The 21,203-nt window shown below is 69.2% G+C and carries 18 protein-coding genes; 12 read left to right on the top strand and 6 right to left on the bottom strand.

What is annotated here, in order from left to right:
• Nucleotides 1–52 precede the first annotated feature (52 nt).
• Nucleotides 53–958, top strand: coding sequence for a LysR family transcriptional regulator (locus SMA5143A_RS27325; protein WP_107465482.1), 906 nt, complete (start codon nucleotides 53–55; stop codon nucleotides 956–958).
• Between the two features lie 177 nt (nucleotides 959–1,135).
• Here SMA5143A_RS27325 and SMA5143A_RS27330 read toward each other — a convergent pair whose 3' ends face one another.
• Nucleotides 1,136–1,603, bottom strand: coding sequence for a pyridoxamine 5'-phosphate oxidase family protein (locus SMA5143A_RS27330; protein ID WP_107465483.1), 468 nt, complete (start codon nucleotides 1,601–1,603; stop codon nucleotides 1,136–1,138).
• Between the two features lie 154 nt (nucleotides 1,604–1,757).
• On the opposite strand from SMA5143A_RS27330, the gene SMA5143A_RS27335 reads away from it, so the two are divergent.
• On the top strand, nucleotides 1,758–2,423 hold the full coding sequence (locus SMA5143A_RS27335; RefSeq protein ID WP_107465630.1) for a cysteine hydrolase: 666 nt from the start codon (nucleotides 1,758–1,760) through the stop codon (nucleotides 2,421–2,423).
• A gap of 14 nt (nucleotides 2,424–2,437) precedes the next feature.
• On the opposite strand, the gene SMA5143A_RS27340 is transcribed toward SMA5143A_RS27335, so the two are convergent.
• The 5 genes from SMA5143A_RS27340 to SMA5143A_RS27360 all read right to left on the bottom strand — a co-directional run bounded on the left by SMA5143A_RS27340 (nucleotide 2,438) and on the right by SMA5143A_RS27360 (nucleotide 7,327).
• Entirely contained in the window at nucleotides 2,438–2,938 is a 501-nt protein-coding gene (locus SMA5143A_RS27340) for a Rieske (2Fe-2S) protein (protein ID WP_107465484.1), read from the bottom strand.
• A gap of 166 nt (nucleotides 2,939–3,104) precedes the next feature.
• The gene (locus tag SMA5143A_RS27345) at nucleotides 3,105–4,238 is read right to left on the bottom strand and encodes a CU044_5270 family protein (protein ID WP_107465485.1); all 1,134 of its coding nucleotides are present in this window, start codon (nucleotides 4,236–4,238) and stop codon (nucleotides 3,105–3,107) included.
• Nucleotides 4,235–4,798, bottom strand: a complete 564-nt coding sequence (locus tag SMA5143A_RS27350; protein WP_107465486.1) for an RNA polymerase sigma factor — start codon at nucleotides 4,796–4,798, stop codon at nucleotides 4,235–4,237. The genes SMA5143A_RS27345 and SMA5143A_RS27350 overlap by 4 nt, the downstream gene beginning before the upstream one ends.
• Before the next feature lie 149 nt (nucleotides 4,799–4,947).
• Entirely contained in the window at nucleotides 4,948–5,655 is a 708-nt protein-coding gene (locus SMA5143A_RS27355) for a TetR/AcrR family transcriptional regulator C-terminal domain-containing protein (RefSeq protein WP_258193777.1), read from the bottom strand.
• Nucleotides 5,656–5,707: 52 nt separating this feature from the next.
• Entirely contained in the window at nucleotides 5,708–7,327 is a 1,620-nt protein-coding gene (locus SMA5143A_RS27360; protein ID WP_107465488.1) for a gamma-glutamyltransferase family protein, read from the bottom strand.
• Between the two features lie 246 nt (nucleotides 7,328–7,573).
• On the opposite strand from SMA5143A_RS27360, the gene SMA5143A_RS27365 reads away from it, so the two are divergent.
• From SMA5143A_RS27365 to SMA5143A_RS27415, 10 genes are all read left to right on the top strand, one after another.
• Nucleotides 7,574–8,446 (top strand): ABC transporter substrate-binding protein, encoded by an 873-nt coding sequence (locus SMA5143A_RS27365; RefSeq protein WP_107465489.1) that lies wholly within the window; start codon nucleotides 7,574–7,576, stop codon nucleotides 8,444–8,446.
• Between the two features lie 100 nt (nucleotides 8,447–8,546).
• Nucleotides 8,547–9,413 carry an amino acid ABC transporter permease gene (locus tag SMA5143A_RS27370; RefSeq protein WP_107465490.1) on the top strand — a complete coding sequence of 289 codons (867 nt, stop codon included), beginning with the start codon at nucleotides 8,547–8,549 and terminating at the stop codon, nucleotides 9,411–9,413.
• Between the two features lie 124 nt (nucleotides 9,414–9,537).
• Nucleotides 9,538–10,281, top strand: coding sequence for an amino acid ABC transporter ATP-binding protein (locus SMA5143A_RS27375; RefSeq protein WP_107465631.1), 744 nt, complete (start codon nucleotides 9,538–9,540; stop codon nucleotides 10,279–10,281).
• 275 nt (nucleotides 10,282–10,556) lie between these two features.
• On the top strand, nucleotides 10,557–10,913 hold the full coding sequence (locus tag SMA5143A_RS27380) for a DUF1275 family protein (protein ID WP_107465491.1): 357 nt from the start codon (nucleotides 10,557–10,559) through the stop codon (nucleotides 10,911–10,913).
• A 1,014-nt stretch (nucleotides 10,914–11,927) separates the two neighbouring features.
• Nucleotides 11,928–14,420 (top strand): lantibiotic dehydratase, encoded by a 2,493-nt coding sequence (locus SMA5143A_RS27390; protein ID WP_181362037.1) that lies wholly within the window; start codon nucleotides 11,928–11,930, stop codon nucleotides 14,418–14,420.
• 64 nt (nucleotides 14,421–14,484) lie between these two features.
• The gene (locus tag SMA5143A_RS27395; protein ID WP_107465493.1) at nucleotides 14,485–17,025 is read left to right on the top strand and encodes a lantibiotic dehydratase; all 2,541 of its coding nucleotides are present in this window, start codon (nucleotides 14,485–14,487) and stop codon (nucleotides 17,023–17,025) included.
• Between the two features lie 3 nt (nucleotides 17,026–17,028).
• A complete protein-coding gene (locus SMA5143A_RS27400) occupies nucleotides 17,029–18,252 on the top strand; it encodes an MFS transporter (protein WP_107465494.1) in 1,224 nt (407 codons plus the stop codon).
• A 76-nt stretch (nucleotides 18,253–18,328) separates the two neighbouring features.
• Complete coding sequence (locus SMA5143A_RS27405) at nucleotides 18,329–19,441, top strand: SAM-dependent methyltransferase (protein ID WP_107465495.1); 1,113 nt, start codon at nucleotides 18,329–18,331, stop codon at nucleotides 19,439–19,441.
• On the top strand, nucleotides 19,438–20,163 hold the full coding sequence (locus SMA5143A_RS27410; RefSeq protein WP_107465496.1) for an HAD family hydrolase: 726 nt from the start codon (nucleotides 19,438–19,440) through the stop codon (nucleotides 20,161–20,163). The genes SMA5143A_RS27405 and SMA5143A_RS27410 overlap by 4 nt, the downstream gene beginning before the upstream one ends.
• Nucleotides 20,157–21,083 (top strand): phosphotransferase family protein, encoded by a 927-nt coding sequence (locus tag SMA5143A_RS27415; RefSeq protein WP_107465497.1) that lies wholly within the window; start codon nucleotides 20,157–20,159, stop codon nucleotides 21,081–21,083. The genes SMA5143A_RS27410 and SMA5143A_RS27415 overlap by 7 nt, the downstream gene beginning before the upstream one ends.
• The last annotated feature ends 120 nt before the right edge of the window (nucleotides 21,084–21,203 follow it).

Below are 21,203 nucleotides of genomic sequence, written 5' to 3' on the forward strand. Positions count from 1 at the left end.
ATCTCGTAGAACAAGCGAGATTTGGTGAGTCGATTCTCGTAGCATCGCTTACATGTTGAATCTGGAGCGCCTGCGTACCCTCGACGCCCTCGCCCGGCACGGCTCGGTCAGCGGCGCGGCGGAGGGCCTGCACGTGACCACGTCGGCCGTCTCCCAGCAGATGGCGAAGCTGGAGCGGGAGGTGGGACAGCGACTCCTCGCCAAGAACGGACGCGGAGTGCGGCTCACCGACGCGGGACGGCTTCTCGCCGACCACGCTGCCCGGATCCTCTCCCAGGTCGAGCTGGCCCAGGCCGACCTGGAAGCCCAGCGGGGGCAGGTCGTCGGGGAGCTGAGGCTCGCCGCGTTCCCGACGGCCGTGCGGGGGCTGTTCCCCGCCGTCTTCCGCACGCTCAGGGCCGACCATCCGGCGCTGCGGGTACGGTCGCGGGAGCTGGAGCCGGAACTCGCGATCAACGCGGTGGTGCGGGGCGACGTCGACCTGGCCGTCGTCCTCGACTGGTACAACAAACCGCTGCCCGTGCCCGAAGGGCTCGCGCGCGCCTCGATCCTCGACGACCCCGTGGAGGTCGCCCTGCCCGAGGACCACGCGCTCGCCGGGCGGGACGAGATCGACCTGGAGGAACTGGCGGACGAGCCGTGGGTGGTGTGGCCCGAAGGCGAGTTCTGTCACGAATGGCTGCTCTACACCCTGCGCGCGAACGGCATCGAGCCCCACATCGCCCACCGGGCAGGTGAGCACCACACCCAACTCGCCCTGGTGGAGGCCGGGTTGGGAGTGTGCATCGCGCCCCGGCTGGGACGGGACCCGATGCCGGCCGGGGTGCGGACCGTGCCCGTACGGCATCGGGTCCACCGCGCCGTCTACGCGGTGTGGCGTGCCGACGCGGACCGCAGGCCGTCCATCAGGGCGGCTGTCGGGGCCCTCAGGGCGGCTGGGGCGGCGTGCGGCGCGTAGGGGCTGCACTCAGGGCGGCTGGAGTGGCGTGCGGGGCGTTGGGCCTGGCTCACGGCAGGCGGGCGACCGCGGGTGGCGCGTTGAGCGATCTTCCGCTTGTCGCACTTCACACTTCCGCGTGGATGTGCGAGCTCGGTCGCCGTTGCCGGGGCCGGTGTCTCGTCGGGCGCGCCCCGGTCAGGGTGAACCGAGCTTGCGGAAGTCCCAGGACGTGATCGCGTCCGGGGTCAGGCGCAGCCAGGCGTGTCTGCCGTCGTGCGGCATGTCGTCGATGCCGAAGTTCTTGCGGGCGAACAGGCCCTCCACCTCGGCCAGTTCGGCGAGCGGCTCGCCCGTACGGGGAACCTCGCCGACCACCTCGACGGTGCCGGACAGCTCGACACCCCGCAGCTCGCCGTAGTCCTCGCCCGCGTCGACCACGACGGCGACGCGCGGATCGCGGCGCAGCTCCGACCAGCGTTTGCTGCGGGTGATCGAGTACAGCCAGAGCGAGGTGCCGTCCCAGACGAACCAGAGCGGGCTGACGTGCGGTGCGCCGTCGGCCGAGACCGTCGCTACTCGGCAGGTCCGCTGCGCGCCCAGGAACTCGTCCAGCTCGCCGGGCTCCATCATGATCTTCCGGCCCCGGCGCTGAGTGGCGGCCATGGAATCCTCTTCTCTGACGTGGCGTCAGATGAGCATGGGTCGTCTTCCGTCCATGCGCAAGAGGCGTTACGCTCGCCCGCCCGGTCACCGGCACCCGTCGCCGCTGGTCGCCGACGCCCCGCTCTCGACCTCGCTCGAAACCCTGGGGGACACCGTGCCGTCGTACGCGAACGAGTCGAAGAGGCAGCGGGAGCTGGGCGAGCTCCTCGATCCCGCCACCACCGCGCTGCTCACCGTGGAGTGCCAGCAGGGTGTCGTGGGGCCGGACAGCGCCCTCCCCGAACTCGCCGAGGCGGCCCGCTCCTCGGGGGCGCTCGCGAATGTGGCACGGCTGGTCGCCGCCGCTCACACGGGCGGGGTCCAGGTCCTGCACGCGGTCGCCGAGCGGCGGCCCGACGGGCGGGGCGCCAATCACAACGCCCGTCTCTTCCGGGCCGCGTCGCGGCTCCCCGTACGGCAGCTCACGGGGACCGCGGCCGTACGTGTCGCGCCGCCCATCGAGGTCGCCCGGGAGGACCTGGTCGTCCGGCGGCTGCACGGGCTGTCCCCGCTGGCCGGCACCGACGTCGACGCGCTGCTGCGCAACCTCGGCTGCCGCACCCTGATCGTCGCCGGTGTCTCGGCCAACGTGGCCGTCCCCAACGCCGTCTTCGACGCGGTGAACCTCGGTTACCGCGTCGTCGTGCCCGGGGACGCCATCGCGGGGGTGCCTGCCGACTACACCCCCGCGATGATCCGCCACACCCTCGCGTTGGTCGCCACGGTCGCGACCACGGCCGAGGTCCTGGCCGGTATCGAGCGGGCCGGGCGGCGGAGCTGAGCGTCCGAGGGGCGTCAGGCCAGCGTGATCGACGTCCCGCTGACCTTGATCTCCTTGGCAGGCAGGGCCTCCGTCGCCGGGCCGCTCTTCACGCTGCCGTCGGTGATCGAGAAGTTGCTCTGGTGGCAAGGACAGTTGATCACCCCGTCGGCGACCGTCTTCACGGCACAGCCACGGTGGGTGCAGGTGGAGGAGAACGCCTTGAACTCGCCCGCCTTCGGCTGCGTGACCACCACGTTCTTGTCCTCGAAGATCTTGCCGCCGCCCTCCGGGATGTCGCTGGTCTTGGCCAGCTCGGTGCCACCCGACCCCGAGTCGCCGCCACCCGTGCCGCCACCGCTCGTGCTGCCGCCGCTCGCGGAACCGCTCGCGTCGCCGCCGGTGCCCGACGAGCCGGACGAGTCGTCGCCCGACCCGCACGCGGTCAGCGCGACGGCGAGCCCCGCCGCACCGGCCGCCGCCATCATCGTGCGACGGGCCGGTTCAGAAGCGGGTTTGATCGTTTCGCTGCTCATGCGGACGAATCCCTCCGAGATCGCTTTGCACTTTCGCCCATGGATACGGCGACGGTGTGGTTGAACGTTCAGACAGGGGCACATCTTGGTCTGTCCGGCATCACGATCGCGTCAAGTGAAGCTGTCCCGAACCTGTCGATCCGGGTCTCAGCGGTCGGACGGGGGCTCAGCGGTCGGACGGGGTCTCCGGGCCCGGGTCCGGGGTGTCGGTGTCGAAGGGCGGTGCCTCGTCGGTCCACTTCATCGACGTGATCGTCGTGTAGCTCAGGGTTTCGCCCTCGCGTGCGCCGTCACCGCTCCGGGTGGCCACCGTCTCGGTGCCCAGGGGCATCCCCGTGGACCTGTCGAAGATGAGGCGGAGTTCCGGGGCGGACGCGTAGGGGCTGGGGAGCGCCACGGCGTGGCCGGTGCGGCCGGTGCGGTCCTTGGCGTCGCCCAGGGAACGCACCCCGGGCTCGGCGGCGAGGAGGCGGTAGGCGGCGGCCCGGAGTGCCGGACTGGACGGGAGCGACGTGGCCAGCTCGATGGCGGAGTTGACCACGATCCGGTCCAGCACCCTCTGCGGGCCGTTGTAATCCTTGTCCACCAGGGCGAACAGCCGCTCGCGGAGGGCCTTCGCGTCCGTGGGGAGCGTGGGGAGCAGCCGGAGGGGGACCTCGCCGTACGGCCCGGAGTCGGCCTTTCCGCCGGGGGCGTCGTGCTCGATCTCGCCCTTGCCGGCGTAGGTGACGGTCTCGTCGGGCGCGTCGGACAGCTTCCACGACCTGGGGGAGCCGTCCGCCCTCCACGCCGCCTCGTCGGTCTTCGTGGCCGGGCGGGCGCCCGAGTCCAGGTACTGCGACCAGTACGTGTTCTCGTCCGTGGACGTCCAATACCGCTGCACGGAGCGGACGTCGACCGTGTAGTCCTCACCGGGGACCTTGTGGAAGGAACCCATGTGTTCCTCCACGTACCAGTACCTGCCCGAGCCGACCGGCTGGCGCTCGACGTGGGAGGCGGCGGCGAGAAGGATCCGGGCGCCGGACTCCGGCGCCGTGGAGGACGGGGGTGCCGGGTTCTTGGGCGCGGTGTCCGTGACCACCAGCGCCACCACCGCCGTCGCGGTGGCGAGGGCGAGACCCGAGAGGAGGGGGCGCCCCCACGGGCGCGACCGGACGGTGGCGCGAACGTCGAACGGCGCGCGGGGACGGCTCATCACCGTCGCGAGCTCCTCGTCCCGCACCGGCGACGGCGTGGGGAGCCCGGGGTCCAGGTGGGCGGGCCGGGCGGTGGTCAGGCGGTGCAGCACGTCGTTCTTCACCGGGTTTCCTCTCCTACGGTGATCCGGGCTCGGGTGGACTCGCGCCGCGCGGCTGCGGCCTCGGCCACGGGTGGGGACGCCGACGCGGCCTGGTCGAGACGTCTGCGCGCCCGGTGCAGACGGACCCGCAGGGTGAGCGCCGAGCAGCCGACCACCGTGGCGGCCTGCGCCGGGGTCAGGCCCTGCCACGCCGAGAGGATCAGCAGTTCCCGGTCGTCCTCCGGCAGCGTCGCCAGCGCCTTGAGCAGGGCGCTGCGTTCGGACACCTCCTCCGCGATGTCCGCCTCGGCCGGTTCCAGCCAGGACATCCACTCGGCGGTGAACGACACGCGCCTGGCCTCGGCCCGGACGGTGTCCCGCAGGATGTTGCGCGCGACCACGAGCAGCCACGGCAGCGGCGGCTCGGGGATGTCGTCCAGCCTGCGCCAGGCCACGGTGAACGTCTCGTTCACCACGTCGTCGGCGACCTGCCGTCCCGCGCGACTGACCACATAGGCCCATACACGTTGTCGGCAGCCGTCGTAGATGGCGGTGAATCGATCAGCGTCGGAGTCGGCCACTGCCGCACCTCCCGTCCCTCGCGGTGTGTTCTGTCGTCGGGTAGTGGTCCGAGCGGGCTGATCGTTACAGCGGAAACCCGGAAAACCCGCCCGAGGGACGAGGCGTGGATCACATCGGCCGTGATCGGCGGTGAAGAGTCCGGCTGTGGCTACGACCGAGCCTGCGCCCTCGCCCGGATCGTGTCGATGACCGCCTGGACCGCGGTGACGAAGTTCTGCGGGTCGTCCAGCGACTTGAACTGCGGGGCCAGCCGGGCGATGTTGGGGAACTTGTCGGGCGGCAGGGTCAGATAGTCCGTCTTCCACGCCCGGAGGTCCGCCTCCCGGAGCTCGGGGGACAGCGACGCGAGACTCGCGTCCATCGCGCTGTAGGACAGGACCAGATCGGCGAAGACCCGGTAGTAGCGGGCCGCGTCGTCGTCGTCGAGGCCGGCACGGCGCATGCAGTCCAGTTTGCGTTCCACGGTCCTGAACTCGTTCTCCCGGCGGGCGGTCCGCGCCGCCGCGAGGGCACCCACCCGAGGGTGCCGCAGGAACGCCTGGTGGGTGTGGACCGCGATCTGCATCAGATCGTGGGCCCAGTCGTCCGTCGGCGGCGGGATGTGCGCCAGCGCCTCTTCGTGCAGGGCGTCGATGAGGGCGAGCAGCAGCTCGTCCTTGTTGCGGAAGTGCCGGTAGATCGCGGTCGGATGAGCGGCCAGCTCGCGGCCGAGCGCCGAGAACGTCAGCTTGTCCATCCCGGACGAGTCGGCTACCCGGAACGCGGCCTGGACGATCATCTCCTGGCTCAGCGTGCCGCGGGGCAACCGGCTCCGGCGGGCGCCCTTGGCCGTACCCCCGGCGTTACTCGAGGTCATATGTCCTTCCTCATCTCGGCTGTCTCCCATAGTGGTCCACCCCTGGCGCGGCTCAGCCCGCGACGGCCGAGCCGTCCGCACGAGGATCGGTGGCCGCGACCAGACGCGGACCGTCGGCGCCGCCCGCCCGGCGGACCAACTGGCCGTGCCCGACACCGTCGTCGTGCGCGTCGATCAGCTCGACGTCGAAACCCCCGCCCTCGATCGCGTGGACGCCCGCCGCGGGCACGTCCCGCTCGGCCTTGACGGTACCGGCGCCCTCCGTCACCCCGGCCTCCATGGCCCCGAGGACCCAGCGCGGCGCCGAAACGGCACGCTCCGCGGACGCGCCGGCGGCCAGGTGCAGGGCCAGGTGGGTGTGCACCTGCGGCTGCGCGCGCCCTCCCATCACCCCGTGCGCCCCGACGAGCGCGCCGCCCGCACGGATCAGGACGGGCATCAGCGTGTGCAGGGGACGCTTGCCGCCGGCGAGACGGTTCGGCGACGCTGGGTCGAGCGAGAACGACGCCCCCCGGTTGTGCAGGACGACACCGGTGCCGGGATCGAGCACCCCGGAGCCGAAGCAGTGGAACACGCTCTGGATCAGGGACACCCAGGTACCGTCCCGGTCCGTCACGACGACGGCGACCGTGTCGCCGGACGCCTTGCGCTGACCGAGCAGTTCGACCGGGGTGCCCGCCACGGCCCGCTCGGCGATGCGCCGTACGTAGGGCTCCGACAGCAACTCCTCGGCGGGGGCGGTCTCTCCCCACTCCGGGTCGCAAGCGAAGCGGTCGCGGTCGGCGGCGGCCTGGGCGAGCACGGAGGCCACGACGCCCGCGTCGCGGCCCAGCGGGTCGAGCGTTCCGCGGACCGAGCGCACCACGTCGAGCGCGCGCAGGCCCTGGAGGAAGTACAGGCCCTGCGAGTTGTCGCCGCCGGAGAGATGGTCGACGCCGTCGTACACCGCGCTGTGCGTTCCCGACAGCCGTACCGTGTGGTCGGCGAGGTCCCCGACCGTCATGGCCGAGCCCAGCTCGGCGAGCAGTCCCACCAGGCTCAGGCCCACGTCTCCGCCGTACAGCGCGGACGGGCCCTGCGCGGCGATCGACGCGAGGGTCCGGGCGAGGGCCGGCTGCCGCAGGGTCCGACCGGCCGTGAGGACGTCGCCGTCGGCGAAGAACACACCGCGCATGCCGGGGTCGCGGGCCAGGGTCCGCTCCTCCCTGCGCAGGTCCAGAGCGAGTCCGGGGGCGACGGGGACGCCCTCACGGGCGGCCGTCTCGGCGGGCGCGAGGGCCGCCGCGAGCGGACGGGTCCCCCAGGTGTCGGCGAGCGCGGCCCAGCCGGCCACCGCGCCGGGGACCGTCACCGGGAGCGCGCCGAGGACGGGCATGCTCTCGTACCGTGCCGCGATCTCCCCGGCGTCAATGGCCCGCGGCGCCCGGCCCGAGGCGTTGACGAAGCGGACCTCGCCGTCGGCGGTGCCCACCAGGGCGAGCAGATCGCCGCCGACGGAGCACTGGTTGGGGTAGACGACGGTCAGCATGGCGGCGGCCGCGAGCGCGGCGTCCACCGCGTTGCCGCCGCCGCGCAGGACGTCGGCCGCGACGTCGCTCGCCGTCGAGTGCGGTGTCGCCACGGCCCACTCGTCGCCCGTGGCGGAGAGTCGGCGAGCAGTGAATTCGGACATGGTTCCCTTCCCCAACACCGATGCGGATCCGCTGAGGTGCGCCCGTCCACCGGTGCGGCAGAGCCGTGAACCCGGATGCGGTGGCTGGCCCCACTCCTCGGGCAATCGTCGTTAACCGCCCTGTTACGGGAGATTCCTTGACAGCCTCGGAGCGCCCGCCCTAGCTTCCCCTCATAGTCAACGACGTCGACTATGGCACTGACTACCTGTCGGGGCAACCACGGAAACTCCTGAAGGGGGCCGGCAATGGCAAGATCATCGCGTCGTGCCTGTCGTACGACACTCCCCGCCGCCTGTGCCGCGTTCGCGGCCGCGGCCGTGCTCGCCGGATGCGGTGGCTCCACGGAGAACGCGGCCTCGCCCGCGGCCTCGCCCGTGGTCGACCTGCCGGCCGGGACGCTTGTGAAGGACGGGCAGATCACCTACTGCTCGGACATCAGCGCACCGCCCCTGACGTACTACGACGCCGCGCAGAAGCCGGTGGGCGCCGAGATCGAACTCGGCGACGCGCTCGCCGCGCGACTCGGCGTCAAGGCGAACTGGGCCAACACCGCCTTCAACGGCATCATCCCCGCGCTGCAGGCCAAGCAGTGCGACGCGATCATCACCCAGCTCTACATCAAGCCCGAACGGGAGAAGGTCGTGAACTTCGTCCCGTACATGTACGCCTCCAACACGTTCGTCGTGTCCGCGAAGGACGACAAGGGCATCAAGAGCGCGGGCGACCTGTGCGGCAAGAAGGCCGCGGCGCAGACCGGCACGACCGTCGCCGACTACCTCTCCGCCCAGTCGAAGAAGTGCGTCGCGGACGGCGAACAGAAGGTCGACATCCGGCTGTTCAACAAGGACACCGACGCCCTCCAGCAACTGCGCCTCGGTCTGGTCGACTCCTACGGGACGACCCTCGAGACCGCCGCGTACGTGATGAAGCAGCAGCCGGACACCTTCCAGCTCGTCGGGGAGCCCTTCAACCGCATCAAGGTGGGCGCCGCGACCCGCAAGGACGACACCGCCCTGCACGACGCGCTGACGAAGGCGTTCGCGGAGATCCGGAAGAACGGCGAGTACACCACCATCCTCAAGAAGTGGAACCTGACCGGCGACGACATCGCCGGATAGCGCCCGGCCCGTTCGACCGGTGGGGCCGCCCGGCCGCCGTCCACCGGGGCCGGCAGGCACCGGCCCGTCCGCATCCGCACATACGCAGGGAGAGGATGACGTGGCTGACACGTCCTTGCTCGCCGACTCGGCGCAGGTGGCCGGCTTCGACTGGTCGTTCTTCTGGCACTACCTCATATCCCCTTCGGGCACCTTCCTGGAGGGCCTGTGGCGGACCGTGTACATCTCGGTCGTCGCCCAGGCGCTCGGTGTGGCCCTCGGCCTCGTCATCGCGCTGGCCCAGCGCAGCCGCTTCGCCGCGCTGCGCTGGGGCGGCGGCGCCTATGTCTGGCTCATCCGGGGCACGCCCCTGCTCGTCCAGCTGGTCCTCGTCTACAACGGCCTCGCGGCGGCGGGCGTCTACCGCTTCACCGACGTCCAGGTGGGGGGCCTCGTCCTCCTCGGCGTCGTACAGGCGGCGGTCCTGACGCTCGCCGTGAACGAGGCGGCCTACATGGCCGAGATCATCCGCGCCGCGCTCGACGCCATCGACCGCGGGCAGACGGAGGCGGCGCAGGCGCTCGGCATGACTCCGTCGCTGACCATGCGCGTGGTGCTGCTGCCGCAGGCGCTGCGGATCATCGTTCCGCCGCTGGGCAACGAGTTCAACCTGATGATGAAGTCGACGTCGCTGCTGTCGGTCATCGGACTCCAGGAGATGTTCCTGACGGCCCAGTCCATCAACTCGGCGACCTTCAAGACGTTCGAGATCTTCCTCGTCGCCGCCTGCTACTACCTCGCCCTGACGACGGTGTGGTCGTTCGTCCAGCGGTTCATCGAACGCAGACTGGCCGATCCCGGGACCGTGCCGCCGCCCGGCCCCTCCCTCAGGGAGCGGCTCGTCGGCGGCAGGGGCGGCGGTCCCGCGCCCCGCGGCACCGCGGTCGTCGGCAAGGAACCCACGCTCGCGGGCAGGGAGGCGTCCTGACGTGGAACCGATCGGGAGGACAACGACGGTGAACGACCCGCACGGTCCGCACGACCGCCCCACCACCGCGGACCCGGGGCCGACCGGCCCCGCGGATCCGACGGCGGTGCTGTCGGCGCGCGGGATGGTCAAGGCCTTCGGTGGCGTACGCGTGCTCAACGGTGTCTCGATGGACGTCCAGGCCCGCGAGGTGGTGGTCGTCGTCGGGCCGTCCGGCTCGGGCAAGACGACGTTCCTGCGCTGCCTCAACCACCTGGAGAGCATCGACGAGGGGGAGATCCTCGTCCACGGCCGCCGGGTCGGCTACAAGGACGGCCTGGACCGGCTGGTCGAGGAGCGGCCGAGGGCGATCGCCGCCCGCAGACGCAACATCGGCTTCGTCTTCCAGCGCTTCAACCTCTTCCCCCACCTCTCCGCCCTGGACAACGTGGCCGTCGCCCCGGTGAAGGTCCTCGGCGTGCCGAAGGCCGAGGCGAGGGAACAGGCGCAGGCCCTGCTCGCCCGGGTCGGCCTCGCGCACAAGGCGTCCTCGCGGCCGTCCGTCCTCTCCGGAGGCCAGCAGCAGCGCGTCGCCATCGCGCGCGCCCTCGCCATGAAACCGGAGCTGATGCTGTTCGACGAACCCACCAGCGCCCTCGACCCGGAGATGGTCGGCGAGGTCGTCACCGTGATGAAGGAACTGGTCGAGGACGGCCTGACCATGATCGTCGTGACCCACGAGATGGGCTTCGCGCGGTCGGCCGCGGACCGGCTCGTCATGTTCGACCAGGGGGTGATCCTGGAGGAGGGAACCCCCGAGAAGCTCATGACGGACCCCGACCACCAGCGCACCCGCGCGTTCCTGCGGCGCATCGACGGGCACGGGTGAGCGGCGCGGCGAGTGACAGGGCTGAGCGGCGCGGCGAGTGACAGGGCTGAGCGGCGCGGCGACGGGCATGGCTGAGCGGCGCGGCGACGGGCATGGCTGAGCGGCGCGGCGACGGGCATGGCTGAGCGGCGCGGCGGCCATGCGGAGTCACCCGCCCAGGCGGTCCTGCCGCACGGCGCCGCCGATGCGTTGGGTGCGCACCGGGACGGGAGCGGTCCGGGACGCCACCGGAGACCCCGGAGGGACATCCGCGCGAACGCCGGTTCGGCGCGCTCGTGTTGCTGCTGACCACTGTCACCGGCGTCGTGGACGCGGTCGGCTTCGTCGCGCTTGACGGGGTCTTCGCCGGAGACACGACAGGAAACGTGGTCACGCCGGCGGTCGGCGGGGCCGGCGTCCGCGAGGTGCCGGTCACCGCCGTCGCGGGGACACTGTCCGGGTTCGTCCTCGGGGTGGCGCCGGCGGCCCGCTTCCTGAGCGCAGGAGCCTCGGCCGCGGCCCGGTGCCGCGGTCGCAGGGCCGTCGTACCGGCCTGCTCGGCGCCCTGGCCGCCGCGTCGTGCCCGCGGATGGCGTGGGCGCCCCAGCCCACCGGGTCCATGGCCACTGCCGTCACGGCGTTGCTGGGGCTGATGAGGGGGCAGACGGCCACGGTGCGGCGTCTGATGATGAGGGACGTCTCCGGTGTGGTGTTGACAATGACGCTAGCCGGGCTCGCCCAGAGCGCCCGGACCGCCGACCCGGACGGCCTGCAGAAGGCGCAGTCCCCCAACAGACCGCCGGCCGGGTGCCGTCGAGGGCCCCGGCCCAGGCGGAACGACCTGCTGGCGTCCTGGAGGAGCTTCTTCGGCAGAGCCCAATGCGGCCCGAATCGTATGACGTCAATCGTCGCAGCGATCCTCATCCTGGAACGGCAGCGTCGGATGACCTCTGTGTTGCCGGCGAGTGCGTTTATGCCCCAGAGCGTGGACCAGCCAGCCATCCAAAGCAGTTGGAGAGGAGCCGGACCAGCCAAGATGGGTGTCAGGGCATACCGGCATCGTCTTCCGCCAAGCGTCGCAGGCACCGCGTACGTGCCGATGTCGTACGCAGGCGTCACCAATGTCCGGGGCACCCCGGGCGGCGCGGACGGCCGGGACGTGGAACGCGTCATCATCGACGGCTACGAGCGTTCCCTGGGGCGCGCTGACGTTGACCACAGTCGCTTTTATTCCGTTGTGCTCCGCCCCCAGGATGTTGAAAGCGCAGGATCCTGCGGGGTTCATTGTTCGGTCCGCCCTGCGGGTTCTGGGCAGACAAGGCGGCTCATTCGCAACACGCTCCTCAATGGCTTCGCAGTGGCTCGCCCGTACGTCGTCACCACGCCGTGACCAGCGGCGTCGCCGAATCAAACCGATTCTGCGACAGCTCTGAGGAGCCGCCACGCCAGACGGGGTATGCGTCGCGCAAGGCGCGCCTCCTGCGTGAAAACACCGCATTGCATGACCGTTGAACAGGTGGTCTAATGGCGATCGCGTTTGTGATCATGAACGGGCGGCAGACCACCGCGGGTCTCGAGCGTGTAGCGCATCTTCACCGGTGTTTGGTGAAGAGAAGGTGAAACGGGGGAAGGACATGGGGGACTCCTGGAGCGTCATGAGGGGAGCAATGCTCCGGCAAGCGGGGTTTCCCGTTGATTTGCTGGACATTCTCATCCATGACACTGGGGATCACGCGGCGGCTGTCCGTGACGCACATGAAGCAGCAAAGGGTGCAGCGGAAATCCTGGCTCGCGTACTGCGAAGCAGTGATGCCTCGTCCAACCAGCGCCCGTTGACGCGACTGGGTCGATTGAAGCAGTTCGCGGCAGCGGATCGACGTGCCGTCCCGGATGCACGACAAGATCTCGTCACCGCTTATCACGTGGCGCTGACCGGGCTGGAAGAAGCGCTGGATCAGTTCGACCGTCGACACGCCCGCGCCCTGGAAGCTTCTCGGGCACAGGTGAAGCAGCTCTTTCAGGAACGTACCGAGCTGCGTCAGGTCCTCATGCTGTCCAACGAGTCGAACTATCCGCACTTCGATGGATGGCTCACGCAGGATCGCGACCCCAGTGATCGTACCGGTCGCCGTATGACCGATCTGCTGACCATGTATCTGCAGCGCGTGACGACGAAAAACGAGACGGCCTCACACTTCGGTCCGGTCAGTGTCGCCCGTGTGGGAGCTGCGGAGGCAGGGATCTCCTGGCATGAGGGCCCTCTTCGGCGGATTGCCTATCTCAGTCACTGGGCCGCCGAGCGGCTGGCGGCGACGCTGGGGAGCGACCCCCGGTTCCGGGGCGGAATTCGCCCACGCCTTCTGCCATTGGCATTCCGTGAGGGTGACCGCGTCGACCGTTACGCCTTCCGAACTCGGACCGGTATGCCCGACGACTGGGTGTTCATCGTCGTGGGAAGTTCACCGCTCGAACCCGACGCAGAGTGGATATGGCGGCACGCGGACGGCCAACGCACCATCAGCGAACTGCACCAGCTATGGCGAGAGTCGTCGGGCCGTCCGACGCACGAACTCGACGCTGTTATCGAAAAATGCAGCAACGACGGCTGGCTGATCGCCCTGCCCGAAATACCCGTGGGGACGATCGACCCCCTCGCCGTGCTGCGTGACTTCGTGACCGAATCCGAGGTCCATGCGACTGACGTCGATCAAATAATCGACGACCTCACTACATTCCTGCACACCTTTCCTGATGCCCCGTCGTCGGATCGCTATGCTCTTTCCCGGAGCATCCGTGAACGGTTTGAGGAATTCACCGGGGAATCCGCTGCGCGTCCCGGCGGATCACACTATGCCGACCGGTCCATCTTCTACGAAGAGGCAATGGGCCCGCAGTATGATCTGTCGGTCTCGGCAAGCATCGAACGGTTTGTCGAGGACGAACTCTCCCCGGTTTACGAGATGGTGCTTCTCAAGCCTCGCGCCCGCATGAGGCGCGAAACGGAAATCATGCACACCTGGGCTCTAGAAGCCTTCGGGGGATCAACTCGCGTCCCGCTTCACCGCTTTTACCAGGAGTTCTTCTCTGCCGAAGAACGCATCCACACTGCATGTGCCGAAGTGGACCATCAGGTGGCCGCCATCGAGGCCGAACTCCGTTCTGCCCTACTGGCGGAAGCGGACCTCGAGGCACACGAGATCGAGGTCGGCCGACAGCGCCTCGAGTCGGTGCTGGCCCGCCACGCCGGTGGCCCGCCCGCCTTGTGCAGCCCCGACGTGATGCTCGCGGCCGAGGATGCCCAAGCCCTGGCCGATGGCAGATTCACCGCCGTCGTCGGCGACTGCCACGCACTACGTGACCCCCTCACCCATTCCAGCCTTGCCCCCCTGCTCGCGGCTGAGTACGGAGGTGCCGCGGAGGAGGCCCAGAGCCGCTACGAGGCGCTCCTGGATCCGGATGAGGTTCTGGTCGACCTGGCTCGTGCCCACCTGGACAAGACCGGTGCGCAACTTGCTTACCCCTGCCCCGACGTCGAGGTGTACGGCCGGTCGGGCAAGCCGCGCGGTCAAGTCCTCCAGCCTCGGCAGCTGTACATCGCCGTCACCGAGGACCGCCTTGAACTACGGGCGGAGGGTTTGACGGGACGGCTCCGACTGAAGGCACCTTTCGCGGGCGGCCCCGGCATCCGACACGACCCACTCGCCGCCTTCGCCTTCCCCCGTCACTTCGGAGGCATCGGCCTCAATCTCGACGATCTGCGGCACGTGCCGCGCATCCGTTGCGGGAGAGTCGTCCTGCGCCGCGAGAGCTGGCGGGTCCCGGCGGCCCAACTCGCGGCTTGGTCTCCGCTGGAACGCCCTCTCTCCGCCGACGCGGCGGCGTTCCTGGGAGCTGAGAGCCTTCGGCGTTCGCTGGGGCTGCCGGATCGTTGCTTCGTGAAGATCCCCGGTGAGCCCAAGCCGATCTACGTGGATTGGCGTGCTCCTCTCCTTGTGAGGCAGTTGTTCCGGCTGGCGAAGTCGACGACCGGAACACTGGAGTTCAGCGAGATGCTCCCCGGTCCGGGCGAGCTGTGGCTCGAGGTAGCCGGGCAGCGTCACACCAGTGAGCTCCGGTGCACCGTCTATTCCCGGTCTGCCGGCGTGCCCTCTGCCTTGTAAGGCCGACCGCCGCCACATCGGTATCTCTCACCTCGTCACCACCCCTCCGAGAGGCTCGCTCGACATGTCTGCGGACAACTGTGTTCCCACGTCATGGTCGCTGGTTCCGATCGCTCTGCTGCGTCAAGCCGGCTTCCCCATCAGCCTGTTGGACCCCCTCGCGGAACCCGACTGGTTCCCCGAGGCCCTGACGGTCCTCGACTGTCACTCTCGTCTGCGAGCTGCGGGCCGACGCCTGCGCAAGGATCTCAAGACGGCCAACGCAACCAACCGCAAGGCTGTCGGTAACGCGGTGGGCATGCTTCGTCCCGTTCCCGAGGCCGACGCGCGAGAAGCAGTCGCGGCGCTGGGCGGTGACTCCTCGGCGCTGACGGAGTACCAGAAGACCGGTGAGGAGCTGCGTGGTCTTCTGGAAGAGTTTCGCGCCTCCCTGTCCGACCGCCTCGACCGGGGACGGTCGGCGGTGGTGAAGGCGTTCGCGGATCAACGGCTTCAGGACGTGCTGCTGCTGTCCAACGATGCTGCCGCTCCCCAGTTCCTGGACTGGTTGCTCCGCTACACCGGCGAGCGCGGCGGCCGTACTCGGCGGATGACCGACATGCTCGCCATGTACCTCCAGCGTGTGGCGACGAAGAACGAGACCCACTCGCATTTCGGCCCTCTCAACGTCGCCCGCGTCGACCATGAGCCGGGTACCTTCAGCTGGTCGCAGGGTCCTGCCGTCAGTAACCGCACCTACATCAGTCACTGGGCCGCTGAGCGGCTCGCGCAGGTCTACAGCACCGACTCCCGCTGTCGTCCGCTCATCCGTCCGCGGCGTCGACCGCTCGTCTTCGTCCGCAACGGTGCCGTGGAGGTCTACAGCAGTGGCGCGAACGCGGCGCCCGGAGAAGACTGGCGGTTCGCCTTCCTGGGCCGGTACGACGTCGACGCTGCCGAGGAATGGCTTCTGCGCCATGCCGACGGGGAGTCGCCCCTGCCTGACCTCGAGCGGCGCTGGCCCCATGAAACCGGCTCCTTGGAAGACCTGGACACCGTTCTCGTGCGGCTGGAAGAACGTGGCTGGATCGCGGCGCGCATCGAGGTGCCCAGCGGGGACCCGAAACCGCTCGTCTTTCTGCGTGATCGGCTCACAGAGGTGGGCGCGGACGACGCTGTCGCCTCGATCGCCGCCATCGAGGCTGACCTTGCCGCGTTCCGCGACGCACGGCACCCCGACCGACCGGACGCGCTGCGCGTCCTCAAGGAACGGTTCGAGACGTCGGCCGCAGCCTCCGCCAACCGGCTGTCCGGCAGCCACTACGCCGACCGGAGCATCCTCTGGGAAGAGGCGCATGGTCGGCTGGACGGTCTGCGCATCGGCGCGGACCTGGCGGAAGTCCTGACCACAGAACTGGCCTTCACCTACGAACTTGCGCTTGCAGCCCCGCGCCTGCGGTTCCTGCGGGAGAGCGAGGCCGTCAACATCTGGTTCCGTGGGCGCTTCGGAGACGAGACATCCGTATCCCTCACCGACTACTACCGGGCCTTCACGGAGGATCGTGACCAGCTTGCCGAGGCCTGTGCGGCGGTCGACGCCGATGTCGCCAGTCTCGACGCGGAGGTGGAACGGCTGCTGATCGGTGACGCTGCCGGCGCACGCGAGGTGGTGGTGCCTGAGGAGCGCGTCGCCGAACTGCGACGGGCCCTGCCCCGGACACCCGCGGCCTTCTGCAATCCCGATGTGCTCTTCGCCGCCGAGAGCCCGGAGGCACTGGCCGCCGGTCGCTTCCTGTCCGTAGTGGGCGAATGTCACGCAGGCAGGGAACTGCTCACCCACAGCAGTCTGTCGATCCAGATAGCCGAACGAGCCCCGTCGGTGACTGAAGAGGTTCACCGTCGCTACGCCAGCCTGCTCGAAGACGACGAATACCTCGCCGACGTCATCCGGGGACACTCGGACAAAACCGCGTCACAACTGCCTTTTCCTGGGCCTGACGTGGAGGTCTTCGGCCGTTCCCCCAAGCCCAGGTCCGAGGTGATCCATCCCGCAGACCTCTTCGTGTGTCTGCGGGACGGGCGACTCGAACTGAGGTCGCACGGGCGGCCTGGGCGACTGCGTCTTCTCGCCCCGCCCGCGGGCGGCTACAGCCTGGTGGACGACCCGCTTGCCCTGTTCGCCTTCCCCCGGTTGCGAGGCGGCAACGGACTACGGCTGGCCCACCTGCCGCACGTGCCCCGCATTCGTCATGGGCGGACAGTGATACAGAGGGAGACCTGGCGAATCGACGCGACGGGGCTACGCGGCTGGTCCCCGACCGGCAGCCCGGTGAAGAACGACGACACGGCCGAGTTCCTTACCGCCGCGAAGCTGCGCGCGATGTACGGCTGGCCGCGTCGAGTGTTCGCGAAGGTGCCGGGTGAACCCAAGCCGATCTTCGTGGACTGGGACGCCCCCTTGCTCGTACGCCAGTTCTTCCGCCTCGTTCGCAAGGCCGAGGGCACGGTTGTGATCTCCGAGATGGTGCCGGACGCCGACTTCGGCTGGCTGCGGGTCGACGGCGCTCGCCATACCAGCGAGCTGCGCTACGCCGTGTTCTCCCCGGTACCGCGGAAGGGCATCTGAGCCGTGGCGCAGACCACGAAAGCCCCCCTGGGGGGCGCGTACAGGACCTTGTGGACAGCCTCCACGATTTCCACCCTCGGTGACGGCATGCGGTTCACCGCACTTCCCCTGCTCTCCGCGGTGTTGCTGAAGGACGCCTTCGCGGTGAGTCTCGTGTCGGCGGCGGCGACACTGCCCTGGCTTGTCCTCAGCCTTCCAGCCGGCGCGCTTGCCGACCGCTGGAACCGGAACCGTCTGATGGTGACAGCCGACCTGCTGCGCGCGTGTGCGCTCGGCGCTGCCGTGCTTCTGCTGACCAACGACCGACTCGGCCTCGAGGCTCTGCTCGCCATCGCTCTCCTGCTCGGTGCCGGGGAGGTGCTCTTCGACTGCGCGTCCTTCGCGGTGTTGCCGCAACTGGTCGACGCCGAACAACTGCCCAAGGCCAATGGCCGACTGTTCACTGCCCAGACAGTCAGCCGAGACATGGCAGGTCACGTCCTGGGAAGTTGGCTCTTCACAGTCGGCCAGGCTCTCCCCTTCCTCCTCAACGCCTGTTCCTTCGTGCTGTCCGCCGCCTTCCTCAGCAGGCTCCCACGTGGCCCCCAGCCGTCCGCTTCCTCCTCACGCCGGCTACTCAAGGAGATCACCGAAGGCATCTCCTACATCTGGAGCGACCGGTTGGTCCGCGCTCTGACCCTTGTCGCGGGCCTCATCAACGCGGTGTACCTCGGACAGGTCGCCATCTTCGTCCTGCTGGTGACACGAGTGCTGCACCTGCCGGCCTCCGCCTACGGCATTCTGATCGCGGTCTCTGCGCTCGGGGGTGTTCTCGGAGGCGCGCTGGCAGACCTGATCACCCGACGGCTCGGCACGGCACGTTCTCTCATGGCGGCGCTCATCGTCGTGGCGCTGTCCGGTCCGGCGACGGCCGCCACCACGATCCCGCTCGTCGTCGGTGTCGCCTACTTCGCCACCGGCTTCTCGATCATGGTGTGGAACGTGGTCGCGGTCTCGCTACGCCAGGAGCTCGTCCCGGCCCGACTCCTGGGCCGTTCCATCGGCGCCTACCGTTTGTTCGCTTGGGGGACCATGCCCGTCGGGGCCGCTCTCTACGGAGCGATGGCCGATGCCTGGGGCCCCCGCGCCGCGTTCGCGGCGGGCAGCCTGTTGACCCTTGCCGCTCTGTGCCTCGTCGGCCCCGCCCTGCTGAACTCCTCACGCCCCAAGCCGAGTTCGGTGAGCTGAAGACTTTCTCTCTTTTCGTACGCGCTTCTTGGCGCCTTCTGGACCCCGGACTTCTCGACCACAGATACGGAGTGTCGTGATCCCTGTAGAAGCCCGTCCCGGGCTCGCCGACATCGAAGTGTTCCGCGCAGCCTCGGACGTGCGCCACCACATCACCGAGACCATCGCGGGCGAGCGGCACGCCATCTCACCCGTCTCCGGCGGCTTCATCGTTCTGCGGCCGCGCGGCTTCAAGGAGGACATGACGTCCGCCCTCGGCCCTCTCGGCTGGGGACGGCCCGTGGCCTTCGTCGACGATTCGTGGGGTCTCGCGCGGTTCTCCGCCGCGGCGACCGATTCGGAACTGCACGTACCGCAGTCCTCCCCGTCCACTGTCTCCTTCGTGGTCCCCGAGCGCTTCCGCACCCGCCGTATCGCGGCCATGGAGCCCAGGTTGCAACGCCGATGTCCCCCGTCGAAAAGCCGACACCAGACCGTGTACGCCGTCGGCACCGGACCGTCGGCCGCGACGGATCCTCAGCGCGTGGTGCGGGCCCTCGGCTCCGTCGATGACGTGATCATGTCAGACTGGACGTACGAGAACACGTTCAAGGACGTTCTGCCGGGCACCGGCGTGACCCCGCACGTTCTGCCGTACCAGTTCGACGACTTCGAGGCGAACATCCAGCAGGTGGACCGCACCCTGCGGAATCTGGCCTCGGACGGTGTTGACCGCGTCGGACTCCTCATCGAGGGCAACCCCGACACCTATGACGTACTGGACGGCCTATCCGTGGCCGGGCGCGATGTGCAAGTGACACCCGGCATACCGATCGGTCTGCTCGCGGCAGCGCAGAACGCGGAGCTGTTCCACGACGATCCACTGTCGCATTCGTTCGCCTACATCTCCGGACTGCACGACCGTCACGGCCTGCCCTCCGAACAATTCCTGGGCGAGTTGACCTGCTATCTGTCGGCCGGCATCAGCTGTGTACTCGTCGAGATGTACAAGGGCGACATCGAACTCGCCCTTCGGGCCATGGCATTGAGCAGTGGCAAACACGTGGCGGTGCTGATGAACGACTACTTCTCTCCTGCCGAGAGCACGGTCATGGTCCATGACCCGCGTGCGGCGGAGACCGCACGTGTGGTCTCCGCCGCACGCGGAGGCCTGTCGACCATGCTGATCACTGGCGAGGAGCCACGATGATTCCGACACCGGACACGCAGCCGGTCGCGGTCCTTTTCGACGCCGCCGACACCCTGATAGAACTCTCTCCGGCCATACCCGAGCTGCTGTCGGCCACGTGGCTGGGCACCGAAGGAGCCCCGTCTGCGGCAGCCGTGCGCGCGGCTCTGTGGGAGATCGGCACCGAAGGCGGCTGGCCGGACGACGAGTCCGACCCCGTTGCCCGGCTCGAGACCTGGACGCGGTTCTGCCGAGAGGCCCTTGTACGCGGCGGCGGCATCGACTCCGCACCAGCCGCGCGGCGGGCCGCCCAACATATCCTGGCGCCTGAGAACTACCACTGTTTCCCCGATGTGCCTCACTGCCTGGAGCGGCTGCGCGTCAACGGACACCAACTCGGCCTGGTCTCCAACTTCGACCCCTGGCTGCACGACATCCTGAGCTCCACCGGTCTCGCACCGTGGTTCGACACCATCGTGGTCAGCAGCGAGGTCGGCCAGGAGAAGCCTGATCCCGCCATCTTCGCCCTGGCCTGTGAACGCCTCGGACGGATGCCACCCGACTGCCTGTTCGTCGGCGACTCCGTCGCCGTAGACGTAGAAGGAGCCTCGGGCGCGGGGTTGCACCCCGTGCTCCTGGACCGGTACGGACGATTCCCCGACTTCCCGGGAACACAACTGGCCACGCTCGATTCCCTGCCGACACTGGCCGCCCAATTCAAGGAAGGCAACCCGACATGGTGACCGCCGACAGCACTGTCGACATCGACACGTCCGCGGTGGCCGCGAAGGTCACTCGCAGGCTAGGACTTCAAGCCCTGGGGCCGGCCGGCGAAGGGGTGGACTTCGTCGTATACCACGTCGGTTCCAGGACTCTGGGTGACCTCGCCCTGCGCGTTCCACGACACCGCCGCTACATCGCCCCGTACGGCCAGGTCGACGCGGGGGACCTGGTGCGCCAGGAGCACGAGATCGCTGGCCGGCTCGCACGGCACGGACTGCCTGTATCGGCACCGGTCGACCTCGTCACCTGTGAGGACGGTCTGCTGGTTTCCCTCGCCAGATACGTCCCCTCCGATGGGAGGCCCGTACCCGGACAGGACATCGGTGCTTTCCTGGCTCGATTGCATCAGGTGGAACCCTGGCCAGTGCGGCTCGCCTACCAGGCCCCAGGAGACTTCGGCGAGTTCCTGGTCAGCCGCGTCCACGACCGCCATAAGGCACTGAGCCGGCACGCCGCAGACTTGCCGGACCTCCCGGACGGCGCGGTGTTGCGCGATGTCATGGACCACGAGGACTCCACCGCACGCCTGCTCCACCTGGACATACGACGGCAGAACCTGCTCGGCACCGGGGGCCGGCTGGCAGCAGCGGTCGACTGGTCCAACGCTCTGATGGGCCCCCCGCTCATGGAACTGGCCAGAGTCTGCGAGTACGCGTTGTTGCCCGACAACGGACTCAACGCCGAAGCCGTACTCGAGGGTTACACGGCGACTGACGGGCAGCGGCTCGACACCTGGTCTGCTGCGGCGCTGCTCCACAGGCTGGACACCGCTCTCATGCTGGCGCTGGTCTTCCACTCGGTGGCCCCCCACCCGGCCCGTGCCAGGGACCTGACCCATCGCAGCCGCCATCTGCTGGAACGGCTGAACGCAGCGGTCTGAATGGGAGAGGGTACGCATCAGTGCACGGAGTTCCAGGAGGGCTCCGGCGCGTTCCATCAGCGGGCGCACCTCCACCAGGCGACCGATGTACGGCCGGCGCCGCTCCGACGCCATCCGCTC

The sequence above is a fragment of the Streptomyces sp. MA5143a genome, assembly GCF_900290235.1.
Taxonomy (GTDB): Bacteria; Actinomycetota; Actinomycetes; order Streptomycetales; family Streptomycetaceae; genus Streptomyces.

What these genes read in the sequence shown, in the direction of transcription:
- SMA5143A_RS27325 (WP_107465482.1), top strand. Translation starts at nt 53, where the DNA reads ATGTTGAATCTGGAGCGCCTGCGTACCCTCGACGCCCTCGCCCGGCAC.
- SMA5143A_RS27330 (WP_107465483.1), bottom strand. Translation starts at nt 1,603, where the DNA reads ATGGCCGCCACTCAGCGCCGGGGCCGGAAGATCATGATGGAGCCCGGC.
- SMA5143A_RS27340 (WP_107465484.1), bottom strand. Translation starts at nt 2,938, where the DNA reads ATGAGCAGCGAAACGATCAAACCCGCTTCTGAACCGGCCCGTCGCACG.
- SMA5143A_RS27355 (WP_258193777.1), bottom strand. Translation starts at nt 5,655, where the DNA reads ATGACCTCGAGTAACGCCGGGGGTACGGCCAAGGGCGCCCGCCGGAGC.
- SMA5143A_RS27360 (WP_107465488.1), bottom strand. Translation starts at nt 7,327, where the DNA reads ATGTCCGAATTCACTGCTCGCCGACTCTCCGCCACGGGCGACGAGTGG.
- SMA5143A_RS27365 (WP_107465489.1), top strand. Translation starts at nt 7,574, where the DNA reads ATGGCAAGATCATCGCGTCGTGCCTGTCGTACGACACTCCCCGCCGCC.
- SMA5143A_RS27375 (WP_107465631.1), top strand. Translation starts at nt 9,538, where the DNA reads ATGGTCAAGGCCTTCGGTGGCGTACGCGTGCTCAACGGTGTCTCGATG.
- SMA5143A_RS27390 (WP_181362037.1), top strand. Translation starts at nt 11,928, where the DNA reads ATGCTCCGGCAAGCGGGGTTTCCCGTTGATTTGCTGGACATTCTCATC.
- SMA5143A_RS27395 (WP_107465493.1), top strand. Translation starts at nt 14,485, where the DNA reads ATGTCTGCGGACAACTGTGTTCCCACGTCATGGTCGCTGGTTCCGATC.
- SMA5143A_RS27410 (WP_107465496.1), top strand. Translation starts at nt 19,438, where the DNA reads ATGATTCCGACACCGGACACGCAGCCGGTCGCGGTCCTTTTCGACGCC.
- SMA5143A_RS27415 (WP_107465497.1), top strand. Translation starts at nt 20,157, where the DNA reads ATGGTGACCGCCGACAGCACTGTCGACATCGACACGTCCGCGGTGGCC.